Genomic DNA, 25875 nt, shown 5'->3' with positions numbered 1-25875 from the left:
CCCGATCCGTACAGAGATTGAGAGCGACGTGTCACAACACGACGAGCGAGAGGCTCCCGACGCCCGCTACGACTTCGCCGCCATTCAGGCCAAGTGGTTGCCGGTGTGGGAGGAGCTTCAGCCGTTCCGCACGGACGCTCCGGGCGACAAGCGCCCGCGCAAGTACGTGCTTGACATGTTCCCCTACCCCTCGGGGGACCTGCACATGGGTCATGCCGAGGCGTTCGGCTTCGGCGATATTGTGGCGCGGTACTGGCGACAGCAGGGTTTCAACGTTCTGCATCCGATCGGGTGGGACTCGTTCGGTCTGCCGGCCGAGAACGCCGCGATCAAGCGCGGCATCGACCCCCGTGGCTGGACCTACGACAACATCGCGCAGCAGAAGCGCAGCTTCCGCATCTACGCGCCCTCCTTCGACTGGAGCCGGGAACTGCACACGAGCGACCCGGAGTACTACAGGTGGAACCAGTGGCTCTTCCTGAAGCTGTACGAGAAGGGTCTCGCCTACCGCAAGGCGGGCAATGTGAACTGGTGCCCGAACGACCAGACCGTGCTGGCCAACGAGCAGGTCATCGACGGGCACTGCGAACGCTGCGGCTTCTTGGTCGAGAAGAAGAAGCTCACCCAGTGGTACTTCCGGGTCACCGACTACGCCGACCGGTTGCTGGACGACCTCAACCAGCTGGAGGGCGCCTGGCCGCCCCGCGTGCTCACGATGCAGCGCAACTGGATCGGACGCTCGATCGGTGCAGACGTGGACTTCAAGATCGAAGGTCGCGACGAGCCGGTCAGCGTCTACACCACGAGGCCGGACACCCTCTATGGGGTCACGTTCATGGTGGTCGCCCCCGACTCCGACCTGGCTGCTGAGCTGGTCGAGGATGCCTCGCCCGAGGTGCGCGAACGCTTCGACGTTTATCTGAAGCAGACGCAATCCACCACCGACATCGAACGATTGAGCAGTGAGCGCGAGAAGACCGGCGTCTTCCTCGAGCGGTACGCGATCAACCCCCTGAGCGGGGAGCGCTTGCCGATCTGGGCGGCCGACTACGTGCTGGCCGAGTACGGACACGGCGCCATCATGGCCGTACCAGCGCACGACCAGCGCGACCTCGACTTCGCGCGCGCCTTCGGGCTGCCGGTCAGGGTCGTCGTCGACACGAACGCGCCAGTCACCGGCGCCATCCCGGTCATCCCCACCGACCCGGAGACCGGCGAGGCGCTTCTGCCCGAAGACCTGCCGCCCCTGGATCCGGCATCCACGGGGGTCGCCCTCACCGGCGACGGCCGGCTGATCAACTCAGGACCATTCAACGGACTGAGCAAGAACAACGCCATCCAGCGCATTACCGAGGCGCTGAACTCCGCGTCGATCGGCCGCGCATCGCGCAACTTCAGGCTGCGCGACTGGCTCATCTCGCGACAGAGGTACTGGGGCACGCCCATCCCGATCATCCACTGCCCGGGCTGCGGGGAGGTGCCCGTGCCCGAGGAGCAGCTGCCCGTGCTGTTGCCCGACGCGCACGGACTCGACCTCAAGCCCAAGGGCACGAGCCCCCTCGGGGCGGCGACCGAGTGGGCGACCGTGGAGTGCCCGAAGTGCGGGGGCACCGCCACGCGGGACAGCGACACCATGGACACGTTCGTCGACAGCTCCTGGTATTACCTGCGCTACCTGTCGGCCAAGGACGACAGCCAGGCGTTCGACCCCGCCGAGGTGGAGAAGTGGGCGCCCGTCGACCAGTACGTCGGCGGCGTGGAGCATGCCATCCTGCACCTGCTCTATTCGCGGTTCATCACGAAGGTGCTGTTCGATCTCGGTTACGTGACCTTCACCGAGCCGTTCACGTCGCTCCTGAACCAGGGTCAGGTGATCCTGAACGGCTCCGCGATGAGCAAGTCGAAGGGCAACCTCGTCGAGTTCGCCGACGAGCTTCGCCAGCATGGGGCCGACGCGCTTCGAGTGACCCTGGCTTTCGCAGGTCCGCCCGAAGACGACATCGACTGGGCCGACGTGTCGGCAGCGGGCAGCGCCAAGTTCCTCGCGCGTGCCTGGCGCATCGCGCACGACGTCACGAGCGATCCAGACGTCGAGTGGCGCAGCGGCGATGTTGCGCTTCGTCGGGTCACGCACAGGCTGTTGGCCGACGCACCCGTGCTGATCGAGTCGTTCAAGTTCAACGTCGTCGTCGCCCGGCTCATGGAGCTGGTCAACGCAACGCGCAAGGCCATCGACTCCGGCCCTGGGCCGAAGGATGCAGCCGTGCGCGAGGCCGCCGAGACGGTCGCGTTGATACTGAACCTGTTCGCGCCGTATACCGCCGAAGACATGTGGCATGCGCTCGGTTACGAGCCCACGATCGCGGCGCAGACGTGGCGCAAAGCCGACCCGAGCCTGCTGGTCGAGGAGTCGGTGACCGCGGTCGTTCAGGTGGACGGCAAAGTGCGCGACCGCATCGACGTGTCGCCGCGAATCGGCGCGGAAGAGCTCGAAGCGCTTGCACGGGAATCCGATGCGGTCAAGCGAGCGCTGGGCGATCGCGAGGTCGCTGCCGTTATCGCGCGTCCGCCTCGCGTGGTCAACATCGCGACGAAGAGGTAGGCAAGGTCGTCGTCCACAGCGCGGGCGACTGGCGTTTCGTCCCCGAACCGTGTGGACGGGGATGATGCAGCAGGCATGACGCCATAGCGTCTCGCAAGTGGATGCCGATGACCCCTTCGACCAGCTCGCCGCCGGGTCACGCTCGATGCCGCGCTCCGTCAAGGTGCGGCTCGGGGTCGGCGCCGCCGCGGTGTTGTTGATCGGCGCCTTCGCGACCGCAGTACTCGTCGGGCTGCTCTCACCGAAGGGCGACTCGCAGCGGGTCCCGAAGGTGTCGGTGACGGCGCAAGGCTCGACGGCGTCCGCGGGAACGCCCACGCCACGGCCCCTCGTGTACGTGCATGTGCTCGGTGCCGTGCCGCGCCCCGGGCTGTACACGCTTCCGTCGGACTCACGCGTCGTCGACGCAGTGTCGGCGGCGGGCGGCATGACCGACGACGCCGAGCCGTCGGGGGTCAATCTGGCCAGGCCCCTGGCCGACGGCGAGCAACTCGTCGTTCCGCACGTGGGAGATCCGGTTCAGCCTGGCCAGGGTCCCGCCGTGGTTCCAGGCGCTTCGTCGGCGACCGGCGGCGTCGGCGGCAAGATCAACCTCAACACGGCGACCGAGGAGCAACTCGATACGTTGCCGCGGGTCGGGCCGGCAATGGCAGCGAAGATCGTCGCCTGGCGCACGCAGAATGGCCGCTTCACCTCGGTCGACGACCTCATGAACGTGAGCGGCATCGGACAGAAGACGTTCGACGGCCTGAAAGACCTGGTGACGGTCTGATGATCGATCTGAGGCTGGCCGTCCCCGCCATCGCCGCGTGGGTCGGCGCGGCCGCCGCCATCTCGCTGCCGAACGGCTGGTGGTTCGCCATCGCACTCTGGACGGTTGCGATTGCCGCCGCGGGAACGGCAGTAGCGCTCCGCGTCGCGGCGCGCCACGCTGCTGGCCGGTCGGGGCATCCAACGCTTCCCGTGGTGGTCGCGGCACTCTGCGTGGCGACGGCGGCGGCAGCGCTCGTCGCGACCGCCGCGGCGTCTGCCATGCCTGCACGACACCCGGACGTCGTCGCCGCATTGGCGCACCACTCCGTGGTGCTGCGCGCGCAGGTGACGTCACAGGGGCAGGCGTCGTCTGCCACCGGCTCGGGTGCGGCAGGTGTTCGATTCTCGGCGACCGTAGAGACCGTGACCGCTGGTGCGGAACGGCACCGAGTGCGGATGCCCGTACTCGTCTTCAGCCCACAGGGCACGAGCGTGCGCATCGGCCAGGTGGTGGAGGTGAACGGAACGGTCACCATGCTGCCCTCGTCGTCCGAGACTGCGGCGCTCGTGTACGCATCGGCCCGGCCCCGTGCAGTTGCTGCTCCACCGGCGCTCCTCGAGACCGCCGATTCCGTTCGCGCTGCGTTCACCGCTCGTGCGTCGCAGTTGCCTGGCGACGGCGGAGCGCTTCTCCCGGGCCTGGCGATCGGTGATGTACACGGCCTGCCCGAGTCGTTGTCCGATGACATGAAGCAGGCCTCCCTGACGCATCTGACGGCGGTCTCCGGCGCGAACTGCGCAGTCGTCGTCTCGCTCGTCGGCGCTGCTGCAGGCGCGCTCGGTCTCGGGCGAGGCATCCGGGTCCTGGCGTCGCTTGCCGCGCTCACCGGGTTCGTCGTTCTCGTGACGCCGCAGCCGAGCGTGCTCCGTGCATCCGTGATGGCCGCGGTCATCGTCTTCGCCGGCTGGACGGGTCGTCGGGGGAGAGCGGTCCCCGCGCTGTCGCTCGCCGTGGTCGCACTGCTCGCGATCGATCCGTGGTTGTCGCTGAGCTATGGGTTCGTGTTGTCGGTGCTGGCCACCGGCGCACTGCTGTTGCTCGCGCCGCCGTTGTCGCAACGCCTGGCAGCGTGGATGCCCCACCGCGTCGCCATGCTGCTTGCCGTGCCGATCTCCGCCCAGGTCGCTTGCCAGCCGGTACTGCTGCTGCTCAATCCCACGGTGCCGCTATACGGCATCATCGCCAACCTCGTCGCGGAACCGGCTGCCCCGATCGCCACCGTGCTCGGGCTGTTGTCGTGCCTGGTGATCCCGCTGTGGCCTGCCGCTGGCGGACTCCTCGCCCAGCTCGCCTGGGTGCCGTCCGCGTGGATCGCGGCCGTGGCCAGGGTGAGTTCTGCTCTGCCGGGGAGCGGGCTGGGCTGGATCGACGGTGCGCTCGGGTTCGTGCTCATGCTCGTGCTGACGGTCGCGATCGTGTTCGCCGTGGCCCGGCCGAGGCATCGCATGGCCCGGGCTGCGCGCCTGATCGCACTGTGCGCTGCCGTCACCGTGTCGGTGTGCTCGCTCGCCGGTGTTGCAGGTGCCAAGGTTGCGGAGGCGCTCGACAGGCCGCAGTCGTGGAGCATCGCGGCCTGCGACATCGGCCAGGGGGATGCTGTGCTGCTCAGGAGCGGGGACGCGCACGCCCTGGTCGATACGGGCCCGGATCCCGACCGGCTCACCTCGTGCTTGAGCGAGTTGGGGATAGGCCGCATCGATCTTCTCGTACTCACCCACTACGACATGGACCACGTCGGGGGCACACAGTCCGTGATCGGAAAGGTGGGAGTCGCCATGGTGGGGCCGCCATCGGACGAGCGCGGGAGGCGGATCAACGAGCAGCTCGAGCGCGGAGGGGCACAGGTGCAGGTCGCGCAGACCGGCGACGCGGGACGACTCGGCGACCTGGCGTGGCGGGTACTGTGGCCCGACCGGGAGTCCCACGGCATGGAGCCTGGCAACGAGCGCAGTGTGACGGTCCTCTTCACGGGTGACGGCATCCGTTCGCTGTTCCTCGGCGATCTGGACGAACGGGCTCAGGATGCTCTGCTCGAGACCGGTCGCGTGCCTCGCGTCGATGTCGTGAAGGTGGCGCACCACGGCTCCGGCGATCAAGCGGAGCCGCTGTACGCCCACATGGGGGCCGCGATCGGCTTGATCTCGGTCGGAGCCGACAACGACTACGGGCATCCCACGGCAACCGCCCTTGGCATCCTGAAGAGCACGGGAACCGTCGTGATGCGCACCGACGTCGAGGGGATGCTCATGGTCGCCTCCGACGGGCACGGCCGTCTCACCACGTGGACGCAACGCGCTGCGACAGCGCCTCAGCTCGCGCGACCGGGCTGATGTGTCGCTTGTCACGAATAGGCTGAGGTGGCGACAGGCACAAGGAACGGAGTCGATGCGGTGGCGGCGAGAGCAAGCGGGTCCGGATCTCGGTCGTCCGGATCGAGGTCGCCGGCATCGAGGGCATCGAGTTCCCGGTCGGCCTCAGGATCGTCAGCCTCCAGGGGCAGTTCCGCGAAAGTGGTCATCCCGCAACTGGCCTGGCACGAGGTCCGGTCGGCGCCGGTCGTTCTGGTCAGTGGCACGGCGACCGTGCTCGCCGACCGTGCCACGCGCATCCTCCGCGACGCGCTTCGTAGCGCCGACCCGAGTCTCGAAGTCACCGACCTCGATGCGGCGGAGTATCTGCCGGGCGAGTTGGCATCGCTCGCGAGCCCTTCATTGTTCGGGGAACCCCGCCTCATCCGGGTGACGGGTTCGGAGCGCGCCAGCGACGCGTTCGTCGACGATCTCGTCTCCTACCTTCAGGCGCCGGCCGACGACACGACGGTGCTCGTGCGACACGGCGGCGGACAGCGCGGCAAGCGGTTCCTCGACGCCATCCGATCGGGCGCCGGCAGCGGCGTCGAGGTGGTGTGCGCGGAGCTGAAGCGGGACTCCGACAAGTACGACTTCGCGCAGGCGGAGTTCCGCATGGCGGGAAAGCGGGTGACACCCGGTGCCCTGCGCGCAGTGACGAGCGCGTTCGCCGACGATCTTGCCGAACTCGCTGCGGCGTGCCAGCAGCTCATCGCGGACGCGGGCCAAGAGGTCACAGAGTCCACGGTGGACCGCTACTACGGCGGACGGGTCGAGGCGAACGCGTTCAAGGTGGCGGATGCCGCACTCGCGGGCCGTTACGGCGAAGCACTGATCACGATGCGGCACGCTCTGGCATCGGGAGCGGACCCGGTGCCGATGGTCGCCGCTTTCGCGAGCAAGCTACGCACCATGGCTCGTCTCTATGGCGCGAGGGGGAGTTCCGCTCAACTCGCGTCCCAGTTCGGCCTCGCCCCGTGGCAAGTGGACCGCGCCCGTCGCGACCTTCAGGGTTGGTCGGAAGAAGGACTAGCGCACAGCATCGAGGTCGTCGCTGACGCAGATTCGAATGTGAAGGGAGCTGGGCGCGATCCCGAGTTCGCTCTCGAGCGAATGATCGCCGTGCTCAGCGCTCGTGGGGAGAACGTGCGCGGCTGATTCGGTCAGAGCACTCCGCCCGAAACGAAAGAACCCCGTCCGGAGACGGGGTTCTCAACGCGATATGCAGCTCAGAGTGAAGCAACCTGCTTGGCGATCGCCGACTTGCGGTTCGCGGCCTGGTTCTTGTGGATGACGCCCTTGCTGACGGCCTTGTCGAGCTTCTTGGTCGCCACGGTCAGGGCGGCTGCCGCCTTGTCCTTGTCACCGGCCACGACGGCTTCGCGGGCAGAGCGGATGACGGTCTTGAGCTCGCTCTTGACCGCCTTGTTGCGCTCGTGCGCCTTCTCGTTGGTGCGAATGCGCTTCATCTGCGACTTGATGTTTGCCACGAGTGGTTATGTCTTTCGTTCGAAGTGTTGAGGTGGGATGTGCCGAGAGACGAGAGAGGGCATCTCGCGACATTCGTGCGGCTGAGACCACACGCAAGCCAACAGACCACGATACCAGACGGCGGGTCGGCATCCGAATCGGTCGTCCACAAGCGAAGGTGGCGGTGCGCTCCTTGACCCCTGGGCCTCAGCGTGATCACCCTTTCACGTGAAGCCCACCTCAATAGTCTGGAGGACATGAGTCGAAGCGCAGCATCCGTCGCCGTCATTGGGGCACGGATCGTCCCCGTCGCGGCGGACCCGATCGAGAACGGAACCGTCGTCGTCGAGAACGGCGTCATCACAGCCGTCGGGTCCGACGTCGTCCCGCCCGAGAACGTGAGGGTGGTTGATGCCGGCGGCCGGTGGCTGCTTCCGGGCTTCATCGAGGCGCATGGTCACGTAGGCATCCACGAGGAGGCCAACGGCAACGCCGGCAACGACACGAACGAGATGACCGACCCCAACACGGCAGGGGTGCGGGCCATCGACGCGATCGACATCGAGGACGAGGGATTCCGAGACGCTCTGAGCGGCGGCATCACCTCCGTCGTCGTGAAGCCGGGAAGCGGCAACGTGATCGGCGGGCAGACCGTGGCGATCAAGACCTGGGGCGGCCGAACCATCGACGAACAGGTCATCAGGGAGGGCGTGAGCGTCAAGTCCGCGCTCGGTGAGAATCCCAAGCGCGTCTACGGCGAGAAGAAGCAACTGCCGAGCACCCGCCTGGGCGTGGCATACGTGCTGCGGCAGGCGTTCGTGGACGCGCAGAACTACGCTGCCGCGAGGGATGCCGCAGCCGCCAAGGGCGAACCGTTCGCACGCGACCTCGCCAAGGAGACCCTCGCGCGCGTGCTCGACGGCGAGCTGGTCTGGGATCAGCACGTTCACAGGCACGACGACATCGCGACGGCGATACGGCTCGCGGACGAGTTCGGATACCGACTCGTGATCAACCACGGAACCGACGGTGCGAAGCTCGCCGACGTTCTCGCCGAGCGCGACATCCCTGTCATCTTCGGTCCCATGTTCACGTCGCGCTCGAAAGTGGAGCTTCGCGATCGCGCCATCGTCAACCTGTCTCGCCTCGCGACGGCGGGCGTGCGGGTGGCGATCACGACCGACCACCCCGTCGTTCCCATCAACTTCCTCGTGCACCAGGCATCCCTCGCCGTCAAGGAGGGTCTCGACCCGAAGGTGGCTCTCGAGGCACTCACCGTGAACCCGGCCTCGTTCCTCGGGCTGGACAACAGGGTGGGTGCCATCCGTCCCGGCCTCGATGGCGACCTGGTGTTGTGGTCGGGCGATCCGCTCGACGTCATGAGCCGAGCCGAGCAGGTGTTCATCTCGGGAGCCGAGGTGTACCGCTGGGAGCACGGCCGCGGTGTGGTGGTCGAGCGTTCCGAGCGCTTCGGGGCATAGGCGAGGCGAGGGTAGGGGCGTAGTCGCCAGAGTGAGCGGTCCGGGCCGCGCTGAGCGCCGGGCGGTTCATGGGAGAATTGCCGAACGATGTCCCCACGTGCCACAAAGGCCCTCGAGCCTGCCGCGACCGATCCTGCGCGCATCCGCAATTTCTGCATCATCGCGCACATCGACCACGGCAAGTCCACGCTCGCCGACCGCATGCTCCAGTTGACCGGGGTGGTGGAGGAGCGCGCGATGCGTGCGCAGTACCTCGACCGAATGGACATCGAGCGCGAGCGCGGTATCACGATCAAGAGCCAGGCAGTGCGCATGCCGTGGCAGTACCGGGACGACACGTATGCGCTGAACATGATCGACACGCCAGGGCACGTCGACTTCACCTACGAGGTCTCACGATCGCTGGCCGCGTGCGAGGGTGCGATCCTGCTCGTAGATGCCGCTCAGGGAATCGAGGCGCAGACCCTCGCGAACCTCTACCTGGCGCTGGAGAACGACCTCGCGATCATCCCTGTGCTCAACAAGATCGACCTACCGGCGGCAGAGCCTGACAAGTACGCTCGCGAGCTCGCCGACCTGATCGGCGGAAGTCCGGAAGACGTGCTGCGCGTCAGCGGCAAGACCGGCATCGGTGTCGACGTGCTGCTCGACCGCGTCACCGAGCTCGTGCCCGCCCCGGTCGGCAAGAAAGATGCGCCTGCGCGCGCCATGATCTTCGATTCCGTCTACGACAGCTACCGGGGTGTCGTCACCTATGTGCGCATGGTGGACGGACAGCTGACGCCGCGTGAGCGCATCCAGATGATGTCCACGAAGGCGACGCACGAACTTCTCGAGATCGGCGTCAGCTCCCCAGAGCCGGTTCCGACCCGCGGGCTGGGCGTCGGTGAGGTGGGCTATCTCATCACGGGCGTGAAGGACGTGCGGCAGTCCAGGGTCGGCGACACGGTCACGAATGCCGTGCGCCCGGCATCCGAGGCGCTCGCGGGCTACACCGACCCGAAGCCGATGGTGTTCTCCGGCCTCTACCCGATCGACGGCAGCGATTACCCCGACCTGCGTGAAGCGCTCGACAAGCTCAAGCTCTCGGACGCCGCGCTCGTGTACGAGCCAGAGACCTCGGTCGCGCTTGGCTTCGGTTTTCGCTGCGGCTTCCTTGGGCTGCTGCACCTGGAGATCGTCACCGAGCGTCTGGAGCGGGAGTTCGGCCTCGACCTCATCACTACGGCCCCCAGCGTCATCTACGAGGTCACGACCGAGGACGGCCACCAGGTCACCGTCACGAACCCGAGCGAATACCCGACCGGCAAGGTGCGGTCGGTGCGGGAGCCGGTAGTGAAGGCCGCGATCCTCACGCCGAAGGACTACGTGGGCACCGTCATGGAGCTGTGCCAGTCCCGCCGAGGAACGATGCTCGGCATGGACTACCTGGGCGAGGACCGTGTCGAGATCCGTTACACGATGCCGCTCGGCGAGATCGTCTTCGACTTCTTCGACCAGCTGAAGAGCAGGACCCAGGGCTATGCGAGCCTCGACTACGAGCCGCACGGGGAGCAGGAGGCCGACCTGGTGAAGGTGGACATTCTGCTGCAAGGCGAGCAGGTAGATGCCTTCAGTGCGATCGTGCACCGCGACAAGGCCTACGCGTACGGCGTCATGATGACCGAACGTCTGAAGAAGCTGATCCCGCGCCAGCAGTTCGAGGTGCCGGTGCAGGCTGCCATCGGTGCCCGCATCATCGCGCGGGAGTCCATCCGGGCCATGCGCAAGGACGTTCTGGCCAAGTGTTACGGCGGTGACATCACTCGCAAGCGCAAACTGCTCGAGAAGCAGAAAGAGGGCAAGAAGCGCATGAAGATGGTCGGCCGAGTCGAGGTTCCGCAGGAGGCGTTCATCGCCGCGCTCTCGGGTGACGTGGAGAGCAAGGACAAGGCGAAGTAGCGGCAGGGGCGCGTTAGACTGCCTGCGCGAAAAGGAGCCAGGCGGCGGCGCGGCTCGGATTCGGGTTCCGCCAGGACACTGAAACGACAGACGGGTTCATAGGCCATGCGACGCAGTACCTTCACCGATCAGCCGGTGACCTACGCTGCTGTCGGCGCAACCCTCGCCCACGATCTGACGATGCATCCGCCAAAGGGCTATCGGGCGATGTCCCGTTCCATCAGGCTCGGCTCCGGCGACGACCGCTTCGCCAGTTCGGCCAGAGCTCTCATGACGTGGGGTGTTCAGCGCGGAGGCGGTGTCGAAGTCACGAGCGTTGACCCTGGCACAGGGGAGCAATACGCGGGAGTACGGTTCGCCGCCGACGGCACCCCGGAGCGCCTCGAGCCGCATCACGGCACCGAAGCCGTTTTCGATGAGGACGGGCATCCGTATATCGCCAACGGCATGACCGCCGTGCTCCGCGTGCCGTTCGGACCTTTCCACGTGAAAGCGCCGGTTCGCGTGGTGTACGTCATCGAGGAACAGCACCGCGTCGGCTTCGGCTACGGCACGATGAAGGGGCATCCGCTCTCGGGCGAGGAGTCGTTCGTGCTCGAGCAACGCGATGACGACTCCGTTTGGCTCACAATGCGGTCGTTCTCCCGGTCTGCTGGCGGCATTCGGGCCATCGTTTCGCCTGTCGCGCGCGCATCGCAGACGCGGCTGACCAAGCGTTACCTGAGGGCTCTGCATCCCGCGACGGGAAGCCTCGCAGCTGGTCAGGCTTCGACGCCGGGCAAGGCGAACGGCGGCCCAACCGAGGTGCAGGTGACCGACGTGACCGTGCACGACGAACGCCCGGTGGGTGGCGCCTCGCGCACGCAGGCCCTTTCCGATGGCGATGACGGCGGGTCCAGTGCCGAGCACACTTCCGATCGCTGATCCCGCTCCCGCGGACGGGCTGCTACCGGGCACCGCAGCCGAGGGCGCGCTGGCGCGTGACTTCGGGGTGTATGTGCACGTCCCGTTCTGCCGTGTTCGCTGCGGCTACTGCGACTTCAACACGTACACGGCCACGGAGCTTCGCGGTGTCCGTCAGGCGGACTACCCGGAGCAGGCGGCGACCGAGGTGCGCCTCGCGGCCGATGTTCTGGAGGCGTCGGGCGTACCCGCCCGCCGAGCGGCGACCGTGTTCTTCGGCGGTGGAACTCCGACCCTTCTCCCTTCGGACCAGCTGGTGGAGATGCTGCACCAGGTACGCCAGACATTCGGACTCGTCGCGGGTGCCGAGGTCACGACCGAGGCGAATCCCGACAGCGTCGACGAGCGCTACCTGCACGACCTCGCGGCAGCCGGCTTCACCCGCGTGTCGTTCGGCATGCAATCCGCCGTCCCTCACGTGCTTCGCGTGCTGGAGCGCACGCACGACCCGGCACGCGTGCCGCAGGTCGTGCGCTGGGCGCGGGATGCCGGCCTGCAGGTCAGCCTCGATCTGATCTACGGGACGCCCGGGGAGTCGCTCACCGACTGGCAGGCATCCGTCGACGCCGCCCTGGAGTGCGATCCCGACCACATCTCGGCATACGCGCTCATCGTCGAGGACGGCACCAAGCTCGCTCGGCAGATCCGCAGGGGCGAGGTGCCGCAGCCGGACGACGACCTGCAGGCCGACATGTACGAACTGGTCGACGACCGCCTGGAGGCTGCGGGCTTCGGATGGTACGAGGTCAGCAACTGGGCCAAGGATGCGTCGCGCCGCTCACGACACAACCTGGGCTACTGGCTTGGCAACGATTGGTGGGGCGTAGGTCCTGGCGCGCACAGCCACGTCGGCGGAGTGCGCTGGTGGAACGTGAAGCATCCTGCCGCGTACGCCGAACGGATGCTCTCCGGTCGGTCGCCTGCAGCAGGCAGGGAGACGTTGGATGCCGTAACCAGGCAGGTCGAGGACGTCTTGCTGCGCGTACGTATCCGTGATGGCATGCCAACCGCTTCACTGCCGGTATCGGGCAGGTCCGCGGTCGCCGGGCTCATCGCTGACGGGCTCGTCGACGCAAAAGCCGCCCTGCACGGGTCGGTGGAACTGACCCGCACGGGGCGGCTGCTGGCCGACGCGGTAGTGCGTCGGCTCGTGGCCTGACGGCGCTACTTGATGAACTGGATCGTCAACGGGTACTGGTAGACCTCGCCGCGATTGGAACGCACCGCCGCGATGATGCTGAAGACGATGTTGACCACCCAAACGGCGAGCAGGATGAGGAACCCGATGAGGATGAACGTCGTCATCCAGCCGACGATCACTCCGATCAGCATGGTCAGCTGGAAGTTCAGCGCGTTCCTGGTGTTCTCCCGCACGAAGGGGCCGCGGTCCTTCAGCACGAGGAAACCGATGAGCGCCGGCAGGAACGCAAGGCTCGCATAGCTGAGGAACGAAACGATGGCGCCACCGAGGTGGATGAGCATCGACCACAGCTTCTCGTCGGCGGGTTGCATCTGGCGCTGCCCGCTCTGGGGATACGGATTCTGCGGAGGAGGGGGTGGGACGTCGGTCATGTCGCTCCTAGATGTGAATGCTGTCGTGAGGTACGGCCATCCAGGCTAGGGGAGCCGGATGCCTGGACGAGGGACGGGTGCGGCGTGGCGTACCCGCCTTCTCCAGCTGCGTCTATTTGATGGCGGCGTCTACTTGATGAAACGGAAGTTGAACGGGTAACGGTAGCTCCCGCCCGCGTTCACGCGCACGCCGCCCATGATGGAGAAGACGACGTTCAGAACCCACCAGGCGAACGGGAGCAGCCAGCCGAGGAAGGCGAGCGGCCAGAACACGATGGCGAGGATGACGCTGAAGACGATGTAGAGGCCGACGTAGATGATCGTGAAGGTGATCTGCCAGTTGAGGGCTTCTTTCGCCTCGACGTTCGTGCGCGGGCCCCGGTCCTTCAGCACGAGCCAGATGATGAGCGATGGAAGGAATCCGACGATGCCGCCGATGTGAGCCCACATCGCCGCGGTCTTGTCCGACTCTGGCGACAGCGGTTGCGCGGCCGGCGCGTACTGCTGCTGGCCGTACTGCGGCTGCTGACCGGACGGCGGCTGTTGCCCGTACGGCTGCTGCTGGCCGTATTGGGGTTGCTGTCCGTACTGGGGAGGCTGCTGGCCGCTCGGTGGCGGCGGTGCCGGCTGCCCGTAAGGCGGCTGTTGCGGTGGCTGCTGCCCGTGCTGCGGAGGTTCTTGCGGCGGCTGTTCTGGGACGTTCGGATCGCTCATGGCACTGTGCCTTTCTGGGGCGGGCCTTGCTTGGGTTGGGCGGATTCACAGGCTCGCTCTGTGTGGGCGGCACGTGGAACGCACTCACGGCACCGTGCGAGCTTGCGCTAAAAGTACTGCCCGGCATGTCGCGCTGCAATGCTTCCGCGCCGCAGACGGGCGATTCCGGCCCCGAAGCGGTGCCGAGTCGACGTCGTGACGCTGGATGGATCCTCTTGTCATATCCGCCATTCCATTGCTGGGCGCTGACCGAGTCGCAGCGCCCCTGCCGAGGACTGCGCGATATGATTGGCACTCGACCGCAGCGAGTGCCAACCGCGGTCGCATCCGTGAACGATCGGGGAGGAGTGGGCGCATGGTCACAGAACGCAGCCTCGAGGTCCTCCGCGTGATCGTGCAGGACTATGTCGCATCCCGTGAGCCGGTGGGCTCGAAGAGCATCGTCGAGCGCCACGGTTTCGACGTCTCCGCGGCGACCATCCGCAACGACATGGCATCGCTGGAAGAAGAGGAGCTCATCGCGGCCCCTCACACATCTTCCGGGCGCGTGCCGACTGACAAGGGCTACCGGCTCTTCGTCGACAGGATGTCGGAGCTCCGGCCTCTGTCCAGCGCGCAACGCCAGGCCATCGAACTCTTCCTAGGCCAATCGGTCGACGTGGACGACGTGCTCGCCCGAACCGTACGACTTCTCGCACAGCTCACGCACCAGGTCGCTCTGGTGCAGTACCCGTCGGTGTCTCGAGCGCGGGTTCGGCACATCGAGTTCGTTCCGCTGGCTCCGAGGCGCGTGCTCTGCGTGCTGATCGCCGATTCCGGTGTCGTCGAACAGGGCGTCGCTGAGCCCGAAGGCGACCTGGGAGAGGATGCCCTCGCCGAGCTGCGAGCGCAGGTGAACGCGAAGACGGCCGGCATGCGGTTGGCGGACGCCGCATCCGAACTGCGCAGCCTTCCCGCCACGCTCCCTTCCGAACGCTGGACGACCCAGACTCGTGACGTCGCGGCTGCCCTCTGCCAGGTCATCGTGGAGCAGATCGAGGCCACTCGGCAGGAGCGACTCATCATGGCGGGCGCCGCCAACCTCGTACGAACCGAGATCGACTTCAGCGGGAGCGTCACGCCTGTTCTGGAGGCCATCGAGGAACAGGTCGAACTACTCAAACTGTTCAGCGAGATGGCGCAGGAGCAGCACGGCGTGTCGGTGAGGATCGGACGCGAGACCGCGGTGCCGCCGTTCTCTGAGGCATCAGTTGTGACCAGCGGGTATTCCGGATCGGGAATGGACGTGGCAAGGCTGGGCGTGCTCGGTCCTACGCGCATGGACTACTCCAACAACATGGCGGCCGTGCGCGCCGTCGCCAGGTACCTTTCCCGTCTGCTGGGCGAGTGAGCCGGTTCAGCAGCTAACAGCGTTCATCATCACGATCAGGTAAGGAAAACCCCCTTCAGTGGCCGACCACTATGAAGTCCTGGGCGTCTCCCGCGACGCCAGCCCCGACGAGATCAAGAAGGCGTATCGGCGTCTCGCCCGGGAGTTGCATCCTGACGTGAACCCGAGTCCGGATGCCGCCGAGCGGTTCAAGCTCGTCACCCACGCGTACGACGTGCTGAGCGATCCGCAGCAGCGCCAGCAGTACGACATCGGTCCCCAGGCCGGCTTCGACGGCGGCGGCTTCGGGTTCGGCGACATCTTCGAGACGTTCTTCGGGGGTGCCACAGCTGGCGGCCAGCGCGGCCCTCGTTCCCGTCGTGAGCGCGGCCAGGATGCCCTGTTGCGCGTTGAGGTGGACCTCGACGAGGTCATCTTCGGCGCCCACCGCGACCTCGAGGTCGACACCGCGGTCGTGTGCGAAACGTGCGGCGGCTCGTGCTGCCAGCCCGGAACTGCTCCCGTCACGTGCGACATCTGCCACGGCACCGGGTCGATCCAGCGCACCGTGCGGTCCCTGCTCGGAAACGTGATGACCTCGTCTCCCTGCGGCACGTGCCGCGGGTATGGAACGGTCATCGCGACCCCTTGCGTCACCTGCCAGGGCCAGGGTCGCGTGCGCGCGCGCCGCACGGTTCCCGTCGACATCCCCGCCGGTGTCGACACCGGCCTGCGCCTGCAGATGCCGGGAAGCGGCGAGGCCGGCCCGGCCGGCGGCCCGAACGGCGACCTGTACCTCGAGATCAAGGTGAGGCACCACGACGTGTTCACTCGCGACGGGGACGACCTCCTCTGCACGCTGACGGTGTCGATGGCGGATGCCGTGCTCGGCACGCACACGAAGATCAAGGCCCTCGACGGCGACATCGAACTCGAGCTCAAGTCAGGCGTGCAGAGCGGCGATGTGATGACGGTGAAGAGCAGGGGCATCACCCATCTGCGCGGCACCGGCCGAGGCGACCTGCGCGTGGGCGTTCAGGTCGTGACGCCGACAAAGCTGGACCGCAAGGAGCGCGAGCTCATCGAGCAGTTCGCCAAGCACCACAAGACAGAGGAGCCGTCGCTCGCACGATTCCAGCAGGGGCTGTTCGCGAAGCTGCGCGACAGGTTCCTGTAGAGCGATGGCGAACCTCTACCTTCGCGAAGACCTCGACGACGCAGCCCAGGGCGCCGAGGTGGTGCTGGAGGGCCAGGAGGCAAGGCACGCGGTCGCGGTCAGCCGCACACGCGTGGGCGACCGACTGCGGGTGAGTAACGGCCGTGGCCTCGTGGTCGAGGGCGTCGTGGAGGTGGCGGAGCCGTCCACGGTGGTCGTGCGGGCGGATGCCGTGTACAGGGTCGAGCGCAGCGCTCCACGACTCGTGTTGGTGCAAGCACTCGCCAAGGGCGACAGGGACGAACTCGCCGTGCAGGCCGCAGTTGAACTCGGCGTCGACGCGATTGTGCCGTGGCAGGCATCCAGGTCCGTCTCTCGATGGCAGGGCGAGAAGGTGAGCAAGGGTGTGCTGCGCTGGCGCGCAGTGGTGCGGGAGGCCACGAAACAGTCCATGCGGCCGTGGTTGGCCGAGGTAACAGAGCCCGTGACGACCGCCCGCCTGGCCGATCGTGCACAGCATTCGAGGATGCTGGTGCTCGAGCCGGGTGCGCCCCTGCGTCTCGTGAGCAGCCGGTTCGACGAAGGAGACGATCGTGACATCGTCGTGGTGGTCGGACCGGAAGGGGGCATCTCGCCAGAGGAGTCCGAGCGGTTGGTCGGGGCAGGGGCCGGCTCGGTGCGCCTCGGCGACTCGGTGTTGCGCACCTCCAGCGCGGGCCCGGCGGCCATCGCGGTGCTGAATGCCACGCTCGGACGCTGGTGACGCGACCACGCGTGCGGAAGACGGCGGCCGGGCTCGGGCAGTTCTTCGTAGAATGAGTGGCATGACCGAGCCGAGCATCTTCACGCGCATCATCGACAGGGAGATCCCGGCCGATGTCGTGCACGAGGACGACACGGTGATCGCGTTCAACGACATCGCGCCTCAGGCGCCCGTGCACGTCGTGATCGTGCCGAAGACGGCCGAATATCGGAACGTAGTCGAGCTTGCGGCAGGCGACCCGCAGCTCATGGCTCACATGGTCGAAGTGGCGAAGAAGGTGGCAGAGGAACACGCCAACGGCGAGTTCAGGCTGGTCTTCAACAACGGCGAATCAGCCGGCCAGACCATCTTCCACGTGCACGCGCACGTGCTCGCCGGAGACCTACCGGAAGGAACACTTGGCTCGAAGTGATGAGACGTCGGCCGCTGCCGACGTCACCCGCGACAACGCGGAAGCCCGGCTGCACGTCGACGGCGTCGCCATGGTGCGGCTTCTCGGGGCACAGGATCGTCTGCTGACCACGATCGAGAAGCAGTACCCCCTTGTCAGCGTGCACGTGAGGGGCAACGACATCTCCATAACCGGCGATGCCGCCCAGGTGGAGGCCGCACGCAGACTCGTCGAGGAGCTGCTCGTCATGGTGCGCGAGGGGCAGGACCTGAGCCCCGTCGAAGTGGCGAGTTCAGCGCGCATCATCCAGAAGGGATCGAGCCCGGCCGACGTCTTCGGCCAGGCCATCCTCACCTCGCGTGGCAAGACCATCCGCCCGAAGACGCTTGGACAGAAGCAGTACGTCGACGCGATCGACCAGAACACCATCGTGTTCGGCATCGGTCCGGCAGGAACCGGCAAGACCTATCTTGCGATGGCCAAGGCCGTGCAAGCGCTGCAGCGCAAGGAGGTCGACCGCATCATCCTGTCGCGTCCTGCGATCGAGGCAGGCGAACGGCTCGGATACCTCCCAGGCACGCTGACCGACAAGATCGATCCCTATCTCCGGCCGCTGTACGACGCCCTCAACGAGATGATGGACCCAGAACTCGTGCCCAAGCTGCTGGCGAGCGGGACCATCGAGGTCGCGCCCCTTGCGTACATGCGCGGCCGCACACTGAACGACTCGTTCATCGTTCTCGATGAGGCGCAGAACACCACGCCTGAGCAGATGAAGATGTTCCTGACACGACTGGGCTTCGGCTCGAAGATGGTCGTCACCGGCGACATCACGCAGATCGACCTGCCGACCTCGGCGAGCGGTCTGCGCCTCGTGACGCGCGTGCTCGACGGGATCGACGACATCCATTTCTCCCGCCTGACGAGTGACGACGTCGTTCGCCACACGCTCGTAGGCCGGATAGTGGATGCCTACACCGAGTACGACGCGCGCAAACAGGCCGACCATTTCGAGCGCGAACAGGCGAGGGAGTTCGCGAACCGCGCAGAACGGCGTTCCGCGATCCCGCGCGACCACCTGCCGCCGAAGCGCCGGTGAGGACTCCGGCGCCCAGTAGTCGGCAGAGCGGGCTCGGCGCCCCATCCGCTGAAGAGACGTGAAGAGGACACCGTGAGCATCGAAGTGAACAACGAGTCGGCCGTCGAGGTCGACGAGGCAGCCCTGCAGCGTCTCGCCGCCTACGCGCTCGACACGATGCACGTGTCCACCGAGGCCGAGCTCGCCATCCTGCTCGTGGACGAGGCCGCCATGGAGCAGTTGCACGTGCAGTGGATGGACGAGCCGGGGCCGACCGATGTCTTGAGCTTTCCGATGGACGAGTTGCGACCGGGTACCGAGGAGGAGCCGGCACCTGCTGGGCTGCTCGGTGACGTGGTGCTGTGCCCGCAGGTGGCGGGCGCACAGGCCGAGGCCGCTGGTCACGGGCTCATGGACGAGCTCAAGCTGCTGACCGCACACGGAATCCTGCACCTACTCGGGTTCGATCATGCCGAACCCGACGAGGAGCGCGAGATGTTCGCGATCCAACGCGACATTCTGGTGGGCTTCGCGGTCGCGGAACGACGACGATAGGCGGTGCGCCGGTGATCGCTCTGTTCTTCGTCATCGCAGTGCTGCTGGTGGCATTCGGCGGTCTCATGGCCGCCGTGGACGCCGCGATCTCGGTGCAATCGCGGGCAGACATCGCCGAGCTGGCGCAGACGTCCAGGTTCCGCGGCTCGCTCGAGGCCATCGCCTCGGACCCGGGTGCTCACCTCAACGCCGTGAGCTTCGCGCGCATCATCGCGGAGACCACTGCCGCTGTGCTCGTGACGCTCGCGTTCGCCAGTGTGTTCTCGCAGTGGTGGCTCACGCTCATCCTCTCCGCCGCGCTGATGACCGGCGCGTCCTTCGTGCTCGTGGGCACCAGCCCGCGCAGCGTCGGGCGGGCCCACGCGAAGCGGCTGCTGATCGTGACCGCTCCGCTCGTGCACGGCATCCGGGTGCTGATCGGACCCATCGCCAGGGGGCTCGTGGTGCTTGGGAACCGGGTGACACCGTCGCGAGCACGTTCTGCGGCCGTGGCGAATGAGGAACAGCTGCTCAGCATCGTCGACGAGGCCGCGGAGCTCGACGTGCTCGAGGAGGACGACAGGGAACTGATCCACTCCATCTTCGAGTTCAACGACACCTTCGTGCGTGAGGTCATGATCCCGCGCACCGACATGGTCACGGTCGACGCAGATGCCACTGTGTCCGCCGCGATGAGCCTGTTCCTGGCGAAGGGCGTTTCGCGCATGCCTGTGGTGGGCGACGATGTCGACGAGGTCTCTGGCGTGCTCTATCTGCGCGATGTCGCACAGGTGGCGTACGAGCGGCCCCTCGACGTCGACGTCGCGACCGTCGGCCCACTCGCGCGGCCGGCGCTGTTCGTGCCCGAGTCGAAGAAGGTGGACGCGCTGCTGCGCCAGATGCAGCTCGAGTCGAACCATCTCGCCATGGTGGTCGACGAGTACGGGGGCATCGCAGGGCTGGTCACCCTCGAGGACCTGATCGAGGAGCTCGTCGGTGACATCTCCGACGAATACGACCACGATGTGCCGCTCGTCGAACCCCTCGGCGACGACCGGTTCCGCGTGAGCGCGCGACTGCCTGTCGACGAGCTCGGCGATCTGTTCGGCATCGAGTTGGACGACGACGATGTCGACTCCGTCGGGGGACTGCTCGCCAAGGCACTCGGACGGCTCCCGGTCGAAGGCTCGGTCGCGACCGTCGGCGGCCTGCGCCTGACGGCCGATCGGTCGGAAGGACGCCGCCGTCGCATCAGCACGGTGCTCGCCGAGCGCGACACGGCGTTGTTCGGCCTCGACGAGGCAACGGGCGGCGGCGCGGGCTCAGTAGAGGATGCTTCACACGACGCGTCGAAGACGAAGACGACGACCCGACCCATCCCGGCACAGGCCGGCGCACCGCACGCCGCACCCACCACGGCGAACACGAGAGGGCACGACGCATGAGCCGCGACAAGAAGGCCACACAGCGAACGCCGGATCAGGATGCCAGTGCCGGGCCGGAGGCCGATGGCGGCGACGACTATCGGGCCGGGTTCGTCTCGTTCGTCGGGCGACCGAACGTGGGCAAGTCCACCTTGATGAACGCGCTCGTGGGGGAGAAGGTGGCGATCACGAGCTCCAAGCCGCAGACCACGCGCAAGGCCATCAGGGGCATCGTGAATCGCGGAAACGGCCAGCTCATCGTCGTGGACACGCCAGGCATCCACCGGCCTCGCACGCTCCTCGGTGAGCGGCTGAACTCGCTCGTCCAGTCGACGTTGGGCGACGTCGACGTCATCGGCTTCTGCGTGCCCGCCGACGAGAAGGTCGGGCCCGGCGATCGGTTCATCAACGAGCGCCTCGACGAATTCCCACGTGCGAAGAAGGTGGCCATCGTCACGAAGACGGATGCCGCGTCGAAGTCGGCGGTCGCCGATCAGCTGATGGCCGTGTCGGCATTGCGAGAGTGGGACACGATCATTCCGCTCTCCGCGGTTCGCCATGACCAGCTCGATCTGCTGGTCGAGGAGCTCATCCGCCTTCTGCCTGTCTCGCCGCAGCTCTATCCGGACGACACCGTCACAGACGAGCAGTTGGTGGACCGCATCGCCGAGTACATCAGAGAGGCCGTTCTCGAAGACGTGCGCGATGAGTTGCCGCACTCGCTGGCGGTGACGATCGACGACATCGTGGAGCGCGACGACAAGCCCATCACCGACATCTACGCCAATCTCTTCGTCGAGCGCGACAGCCAGAAGGCGATCGTGATCGGAAAGGGCGGATCGCGCCTCAGGGCCATCGGCGAGACCGCCCGCAGGCAGATCGAGCCGCTCGTTGGCGGAAAGGTGTTCCTCTCGATTCGGGTGAAGGTCGCGAAGGAATGGCAGCGCGACCCCAAACAGCTCGGCCGGCTCGGGTTCTGACCGGCTGCCCTCTCGGTGTTCGCCACGCGGCGGTCGGAACGGGACCTCGATCTACGGATGCATGGGCATCCGTCTGAAGGATGATTGGGGCTCGCGGGTCGCTGACGGCGGCCCCGGCCTGAGTAACGTTGACAGGTGATCCGTTCCATCAGCCGCGCGCAGCTCATCGCCGACGTCATCGTCGCCGCGGTGCTTCTGCTGCTTGCGATCTGGGCTGCCTCAGCGGAATCGCCTTTGGTCGGGCCGATCGTGGCGGTACTCATGTGTGCGTCGCTGGCCGTGCGCAGGCTGGCCCCTGCACTCGCGCTGGCCGGGGTGTGGGCGGCCGCGCTGCTCCAGATGGCGACCCTCATCCCCGCGACAGGTGTGGATGTGGCGGTGCTGGGAGTGGCATACGCAACCGCGGCGTACGGCGGACGCACCGTGCGCATGCTGGGGCTCGCATCCGCAGTAGGCGGCGGCATCCTGTCGGCCGCGTACCTGACGTTCTCGTCGCGCGACGGCTACTTCAACCCGGTCTTCTCGGCGACGCACACGCTGCTGTCGCTCGTCGTTCTCACAATCGGCATGATCACGCTCTTCGGGTTGAGCTGGACGCTCGGCCTTCTCGTGCGTACCGTGCGGCAGTCGCGAGAGGCCAAGGTGCAGGCGGCCGCAGCGGCACAACGCGCCGCCTACGAGTCCGCGATCGAGCAGGAGCGCACCCGCATCGCACGGGACATGCACGACGTCGTCGCACATTCCCTCGCGGTCGTCATCGCTCAGGCGGACGGCGCGCGTTACACGGGGAGCCCAGAGGTGCAGACGGACGCGCTCGGCACCATCTCCGCCACGGCGAGGTCGGCCCTCACCGAGGTACGCCTGCTACTGACGCAGCTTCGCCGAGAGGTGCCGGAGGGCCCGCAGCCCTCGCTCGACGATCTGCCAGGGCTGATCGAGGGGATGCGCAACGCTGGCTTGCACATCGTGGAGTCCACGAGCGGAACGCCTGTGGCGTTGCTGCGCGGCACCGGGCTTGCCGCCTACCGCATACTTCAGGAGGCGCTCACCAACGCGCTGCGGCATGGTGACCCGGCGCGCGACGTGAGCGTCGACGTGTTCTGGGACGCCGATGCAGTGCACCTCAGGGTGCGCAATGCGGTGAGGCCCGCGAATCCGGGCTCAGGGCAGCTCGATACCGTCCCGACCGCTGGGCACGGCATCCCGGGCATGCGCGAGCGGGCTGCTCTCGCGGGTGGAAGCCTCACGGCAGGCCTCTCGGCCGGGACATACGAAGTCGTCGCGGTTCTGCCGACGGCGCTCGAGGGAAAGATGGCCAAGTGAGCGAACGCATCCGAGTGGCACTCGTCGACGACCAAGCACTGTTCCGTGCCGGCGTGCGCATGCTCATCGAGTCGCAAGCCGATCTCGAGTTCACCGGCGAAGCATCCAACGGCAACGAAGCGGTCGCTCTGGCGGCCTCAGTGCGGCCAGACGTGATGCTGATGGATGTTCGGATGCCCGAACTCGACGGCGTCGCGGCGACCGCGCGCATCGTCGCGGCGAATACAACTCCGTCGCCACGCGTTCTCGTGCTCACGACCTTCGACGTCGACGAGGGTGCAGCGCGCGCCATCCAGGCCGGGGCGAGCGGTTTTCTGCTCAAGGATGCCGACCCGGAGTTCCTGCTCGCCGCTATCCGAACCGTGCACGCCGGCAACGCCGTCATCGCGGCTTCCGCCACTCGCAGGCTCCTCGAGCAGTTCACGACCCGGCAAGTGCGAAGGATGCCCACCGAGCTGGGAACGCTCACCGCGCGTGAGCGGCAGATCTTCGACCTCGCCGCGAAGGCGTTGAGCAACTCCGAGATCGCAGAGCACGAGTACCTGTCGGAGGCCACCGTCAAGACGCACATCTCGCGCGTACTTGCCAAGCTCGGCCTGCGCGACAGAGTCCAGCTGGTGGCGTACGCCTACGAGAACGGCTTGGTGGAGTCCTCGTAGCGCACGGGCCCGAGCGGATCATCCTCGGGTCGCATCGGAATGGCCCGCTGGGCCGACGAGACAGTTGGGCTCGATCCCTAGCGTCGAAGACATGCAGATAACTTCTTCCGAACTGGGCCTTGCCGCCCGCGTCGCAGGACTGACGAAGACGTACGGGACGGGCAGCGGGGCTGTGACGGCTCTCGACGACGTGTCCGTCGGCATCCGCAGCGGCGAGTTCACCGCGGTGATCGGCGCGAGCGGCTCGGGCAAGTCCACACTCATGCACATCATGGCCGGCCTCGACACCCCGACGACCGGCCGGGTATGGCTCGGCGACCGTGAACTGACGGGTCTCGGCGACCGCGAACTCACCCGAGTGCGGCGACGATCGGCCGGATTCGTGTTCCAGTCGTTCAACCTCGTGCCCGTGCTCGACGTGCGCGCGAATGTCCTGCTTCCGTTCGAGCTCGACGGACGCCATCCGAACCGGGAGGAACTGGGCTGGATCGACCACCTCATCGGAGCGCTCGGCCTGTCGGCACGAACCGGCCATCGGCCGTACGAGCTCTCCGGAGGCCAGCAGCAACGGGTCGCCATCGCTCGCGCGCTCGCTACCCGCCCGCACGTGATCTTCGCCGACGAGCCGACGGGCAATCTCGACTCGCGCACCGGACGCGAGGTGCTCGCGTTGCTCGCGCAGGCATCCGTCGAGTACGGGCAAAGCGTCGCGATGGTCACGCATGATCCCGTGGCGGCGAGCCACGCCGACCGCATCATCATGCTCGCGGATGGCCGCATCGTTCACGACGGGGGCCGACTCGCGGCTGCAGACGTCGCCGAGCTGATGCTCTCCGCGGAGCCGGCACGATGAGCACGACAGGGAGCAGGAGCAAAGGCGTTCGCACAGGGCACGGACTGCGCGACAACGTCGCGACTCTGCTCGTGGCGGGCGTGAGCGCGTTGTTCGGAGTCGTCTTGATCGAGGCGACCGCCATCGTCGCCGGTGTCGTCAGCGTGTCGGCGGAGGCGTCGTCTGCAAAGCTGGCGATCGGTTTGGACACGGTGTCTGCGGTGTTCCTGCTGCTGGCCGTCTACGTGGCGGCGGTCGTGACGTCGAACACGTTCGCGACCATCGTGGCCGGCAGACGCCGCGCGATCGCCCTGCTACGCGTGCTCGGTGCTGAGGCGTCGAGCGTTCGCCGATCGCTCGCAACCGAGGGTCTCTGGGTGGGTGCCCTCGGGGCCGTGATCGGAGCGGGGGTTGGAATTCTGGCGGCGTGGGGGGTCACCTCGCTCGGCTTGGCGCAGGGCTGGCTTCCGGCGACCCGCTACGGCCTGCTCACTCCTGTTCTGGTCGCGCCCGTCGTGATCGTCGTTCTGACGACGTGGCTCGCCGCCTGGATCGGATGCCGCAGCGTCACGGCTGTCTCGCCGTTGGAAGCGACGGCGGCGGCCGCCGACCCGGCGGCGACGGGTAACAGTTCGGTGGCCCGTGTCGCGGCAGCCGTAGTGCTCGAGGTGCTCGGCGCAGCTCTGCTGGCATTCGGGATCCTGGCCGGAATGCTCACTCCCGTCGGGCTCTTCATCGCGTTCATCGGGGGAGTCCTGTCTTTCTCCGGGATCATCGCGGCGGCCGGACGCATCATGCCCGGTGTGCTTCGGTTCGTGGGCCGGTGGTTCGGCGGCTCGCCCGCCGCCCGCATCGCAACGGCGAACGCCGCACGATACCCAGAACGCAGCACCCGGGCGACGATGGCGCTCGTCATCGGTGTCACCCTCGTCACGACCTTCGCCGTCGCCCTCACGACGTACAGCGACGCCGTGACCAACCATCTGCACATGACCGCGAGCGAACGGCATGCGATGCACGACACCATCTCGCTCACCATCGGCATCTTCTCAGTGCTCGTCGGCTTCTCCGCGCTGATCGCAGCGGTCGGTCTGGTGAACACGCTGACGGTCGGCATGCTGCAGCGCATGCGCGAACTGGGTCTGCTTCGGGCACTCGGCTTCGGAAAGGGCCAGTTGCGCGCGATGATCCTCGTCGAGGGTGCTCAGCTCACCGTCGGAGCGATCGTCTTCGGCCTTCTGCTCGGCGCGTTCTACGGCTGGGTGGCTGCGCAGTCCCTGATGGGGAGCCTGGTCGGAGGCGTGCTCGCGCCCTCGGTCCCGTGGCTCGTCGTGGCCGTGGTGATCGGTGGCGGGATGCTGCTCACCGCCGTGTGCAGCATCCTCGCCTCGCGTCGCGCGGCCGCGGTCTCGCCTGTGGCGGCTCTCGCCGTGGACTGACGCGGGACGGGCGAGAGTGTGC

The 25875-nt window shown here is 67.0% G+C and carries 24 protein-coding genes; 20 read left to right on the top strand and 4 right to left on the bottom strand.

All coding sequences use genetic code 11. The annotated features are described in order from the left end of the window. Nucleotides 1–28: 28 nt before the first annotated feature. The 3 genes from leuS (at nt 29) to ACO2Q7_RS02320 (ending at nt 5746) form a co-directional block, all read left to right on the top strand. Nucleotides 29–2602: a leucine--tRNA ligase gene (gene leuS / locus ACO2Q7_RS02330; RefSeq protein ID WP_423354024.1), complete on the top strand. Its 2574-nt coding sequence runs from the start codon at nt 29–31 to the stop codon at nt 2600–2602. Between the two features lie 97 nt (nt 2603–2699). Next, nucleotides 2700–3374, top strand: a complete 675-nt coding sequence (locus ACO2Q7_RS02325; protein WP_423354023.1) for a helix-hairpin-helix domain-containing protein — start codon at nt 2700–2702, stop codon at nt 3372–3374. Then, nucleotides 3374–5746, top strand: a complete 2373-nt coding sequence (locus tag ACO2Q7_RS02320) for a ComEC/Rec2 family competence protein (protein ID WP_423354022.1) — start codon at nt 3374–3376, stop codon at nt 5744–5746. The genes ACO2Q7_RS02325 and ACO2Q7_RS02320 overlap by 1 nt, the downstream gene beginning before the upstream one ends. 11 nt (nt 5747–5757) lie before the next feature. On the opposite strand, the gene ACO2Q7_RS02315 is transcribed toward ACO2Q7_RS02320, so the two are convergent. Next, nucleotides 5758–5934: a hypothetical protein gene (locus ACO2Q7_RS02315; RefSeq protein WP_423354021.1), complete on the bottom strand. Its 177-nt coding sequence runs from the start codon at nt 5932–5934 to the stop codon at nt 5758–5760. Between ACO2Q7_RS02315 and holA the strand changes: the two genes are divergently transcribed. Continuing rightward, nucleotides 5927–6922 carry a DNA polymerase III subunit delta gene (gene holA, locus ACO2Q7_RS02310; RefSeq protein WP_423354020.1) on the top strand — a complete coding sequence of 332 codons (996 nt, stop codon included), beginning with the start codon at nt 5927–5929 and terminating at the stop codon, nt 6920–6922. The two genes, ACO2Q7_RS02315 and holA, sit on opposite strands and share 8 nt — an antisense overlap. A gap of 71 nt (nt 6923–6993) precedes the next feature. On the opposite strand, the gene rpsT is transcribed toward holA, so the two are convergent. After that, nucleotides 6994–7254 carry a 30S ribosomal protein S20 gene (rpsT, locus tag ACO2Q7_RS02305; RefSeq protein ID WP_423354019.1) on the bottom strand — a complete coding sequence of 87 codons (261 nt, stop codon included), beginning with the start codon at nt 7252–7254 and terminating at the stop codon, nt 6994–6996. Between the two features lie 237 nt (nt 7255–7491). Between rpsT and ACO2Q7_RS02300 the strand changes: the two genes are divergently transcribed. The 4 genes from ACO2Q7_RS02300 to hemW all read left to right on the top strand — a co-directional run bounded on the left by ACO2Q7_RS02300 (nt 7492) and on the right by hemW (nt 12778). Further along, the gene (locus ACO2Q7_RS02300) at nt 7492–8715 is read left to right on the top strand and encodes an amidohydrolase (protein ID WP_423354018.1); all 1224 of its coding nucleotides are present in this window, start codon (nt 7492–7494) and stop codon (nt 8713–8715) included. Between the two features lie 87 nt (nt 8716–8802). Beyond that, on the top strand, nt 8803–10656 hold the full coding sequence (lepA, locus tag ACO2Q7_RS02295; RefSeq protein ID WP_423354017.1) for a translation elongation factor 4: 1854 nt from the start codon (nt 8803–8805) through the stop codon (nt 10654–10656). A 135-nt stretch (nt 10657–10791) separates the two neighbouring features. Further along, on the top strand, nt 10792–11580 hold the full coding sequence (locus tag ACO2Q7_RS02290) for a DUF1990 family protein (protein WP_423354016.1): 789 nt from the start codon (nt 10792–10794) through the stop codon (nt 11578–11580). Then, complete coding sequence (hemW, locus tag ACO2Q7_RS02285; RefSeq protein WP_423354015.1) at nt 11555–12778, top strand: radical SAM family heme chaperone HemW; 1224 nt, start codon at nt 11555–11557, stop codon at nt 12776–12778. Before ACO2Q7_RS02290 ends, hemW begins: the two co-directional genes overlap by 26 nt. 5 nt (nt 12779–12783) lie before the next feature. Here hemW and ACO2Q7_RS02280 read toward each other — a convergent pair whose 3' ends face one another. Further along, nucleotides 12784–13191: a DUF4870 domain-containing protein gene (locus ACO2Q7_RS02280; protein ID WP_423354014.1), complete on the bottom strand. Its 408-nt coding sequence runs from the start codon at nt 13189–13191 to the stop codon at nt 12784–12786. 129 nt (nt 13192–13320) lie between these two features. Then, a complete protein-coding gene (locus ACO2Q7_RS02275; RefSeq protein ID WP_423354013.1) occupies nt 13321–13905 on the bottom strand; it encodes a DUF4870 domain-containing protein in 585 nt (194 codons plus the stop codon). 355 nt (nt 13906–14260) lie between these two features. On the opposite strand from ACO2Q7_RS02275, the gene hrcA reads away from it, so the two are divergent. The 12 genes from hrcA to ACO2Q7_RS02215 all read left to right on the top strand — a co-directional run bounded on the left by hrcA (nt 14261) and on the right by ACO2Q7_RS02215 (nt 25853). Further along, nucleotides 14261–15295, top strand: a complete 1035-nt coding sequence (gene hrcA / locus ACO2Q7_RS02270; RefSeq protein ID WP_423354012.1) for a heat-inducible transcriptional repressor HrcA — start codon at nt 14261–14263, stop codon at nt 15293–15295. Between the two features lie 58 nt (nt 15296–15353). Then, on the top strand, nt 15354–16451 hold the full coding sequence (gene dnaJ, locus ACO2Q7_RS02265) for a molecular chaperone DnaJ (RefSeq protein WP_423354011.1): 1098 nt from the start codon (nt 15354–15356) through the stop codon (nt 16449–16451). A gap of 4 nt (nt 16452–16455) precedes the next feature. Further along, complete coding sequence (locus ACO2Q7_RS02260; RefSeq protein ID WP_423354010.1) at nt 16456–17193, top strand: 16S rRNA (uracil(1498)-N(3))-methyltransferase; 738 nt, start codon at nt 16456–16458, stop codon at nt 17191–17193. A 61-nt stretch (nt 17194–17254) separates the two neighbouring features. Beyond that, complete coding sequence (locus ACO2Q7_RS02255) at nt 17255–17605, top strand: histidine triad nucleotide-binding protein (protein WP_423354009.1); 351 nt, start codon at nt 17255–17257, stop codon at nt 17603–17605. A 70-nt stretch (nt 17606–17675) separates the two neighbouring features. Beyond that, entirely contained in the window at nt 17676–18683 is a 1008-nt protein-coding gene (locus tag ACO2Q7_RS02250) for a PhoH family protein (RefSeq protein WP_423355942.1), read from the top strand. A gap of 72 nt (nt 18684–18755) precedes the next feature. Further along, a complete protein-coding gene (gene ybeY / locus ACO2Q7_RS02245; protein ID WP_423354008.1) occupies nt 18756–19217 on the top strand; it encodes an rRNA maturation RNase YbeY in 462 nt (153 codons plus the stop codon). Nucleotides 19218–19231: 14 nt separating this feature from the next. Continuing rightward, nucleotides 19232–20641, top strand: coding sequence for a hemolysin family protein (locus ACO2Q7_RS02240; protein ID WP_423355941.1), 1410 nt, complete (start codon nt 19232–19234; stop codon nt 20639–20641). Beyond that, nucleotides 20638–21600 carry a GTPase Era gene (gene era / locus ACO2Q7_RS02235; protein ID WP_423354007.1) on the top strand — a complete coding sequence of 321 codons (963 nt, stop codon included), beginning with the start codon at nt 20638–20640 and terminating at the stop codon, nt 21598–21600. Before ACO2Q7_RS02240 ends, era begins: the two co-directional genes overlap by 4 nt. Before the next feature lie 135 nt (nt 21601–21735). Continuing rightward, complete coding sequence (locus tag ACO2Q7_RS02230; RefSeq protein WP_423354006.1) at nt 21736–22923, top strand: sensor histidine kinase; 1188 nt, start codon at nt 21736–21738, stop codon at nt 22921–22923. After that, a complete protein-coding gene (locus ACO2Q7_RS02225) occupies nt 22920–23582 on the top strand; it encodes a response regulator (protein ID WP_423354005.1) in 663 nt (220 codons plus the stop codon). Before ACO2Q7_RS02230 ends, ACO2Q7_RS02225 begins: the two co-directional genes overlap by 4 nt. Nucleotides 23583–23673: 91 nt before the next feature. After that, a complete protein-coding gene (locus tag ACO2Q7_RS02220; RefSeq protein ID WP_423354004.1) occupies nt 23674–24435 on the top strand; it encodes an ABC transporter ATP-binding protein in 762 nt (253 codons plus the stop codon). Continuing rightward, nucleotides 24432–25853 (top strand): FtsX-like permease family protein, encoded by a 1422-nt coding sequence (locus tag ACO2Q7_RS02215; protein WP_423354003.1) that lies wholly within the window; start codon nt 24432–24434, stop codon nt 25851–25853. Before ACO2Q7_RS02220 ends, ACO2Q7_RS02215 begins: the two co-directional genes overlap by 4 nt. Nucleotides 25854–25875 lie beyond the last annotated feature (22 nt).

Origin of the sequence: Rathayibacter sp. KR2-224 (genome assembly GCF_049446075.1) — a bacterium.
GTDB lineage: Bacteria > Actinomycetota > Actinomycetes > Actinomycetales > Microbacteriaceae > Humibacter.
Note: the sequence above shows the minus strand (reverse complement) of the source record. Positions and strands in the feature narration are given on the sequence as shown.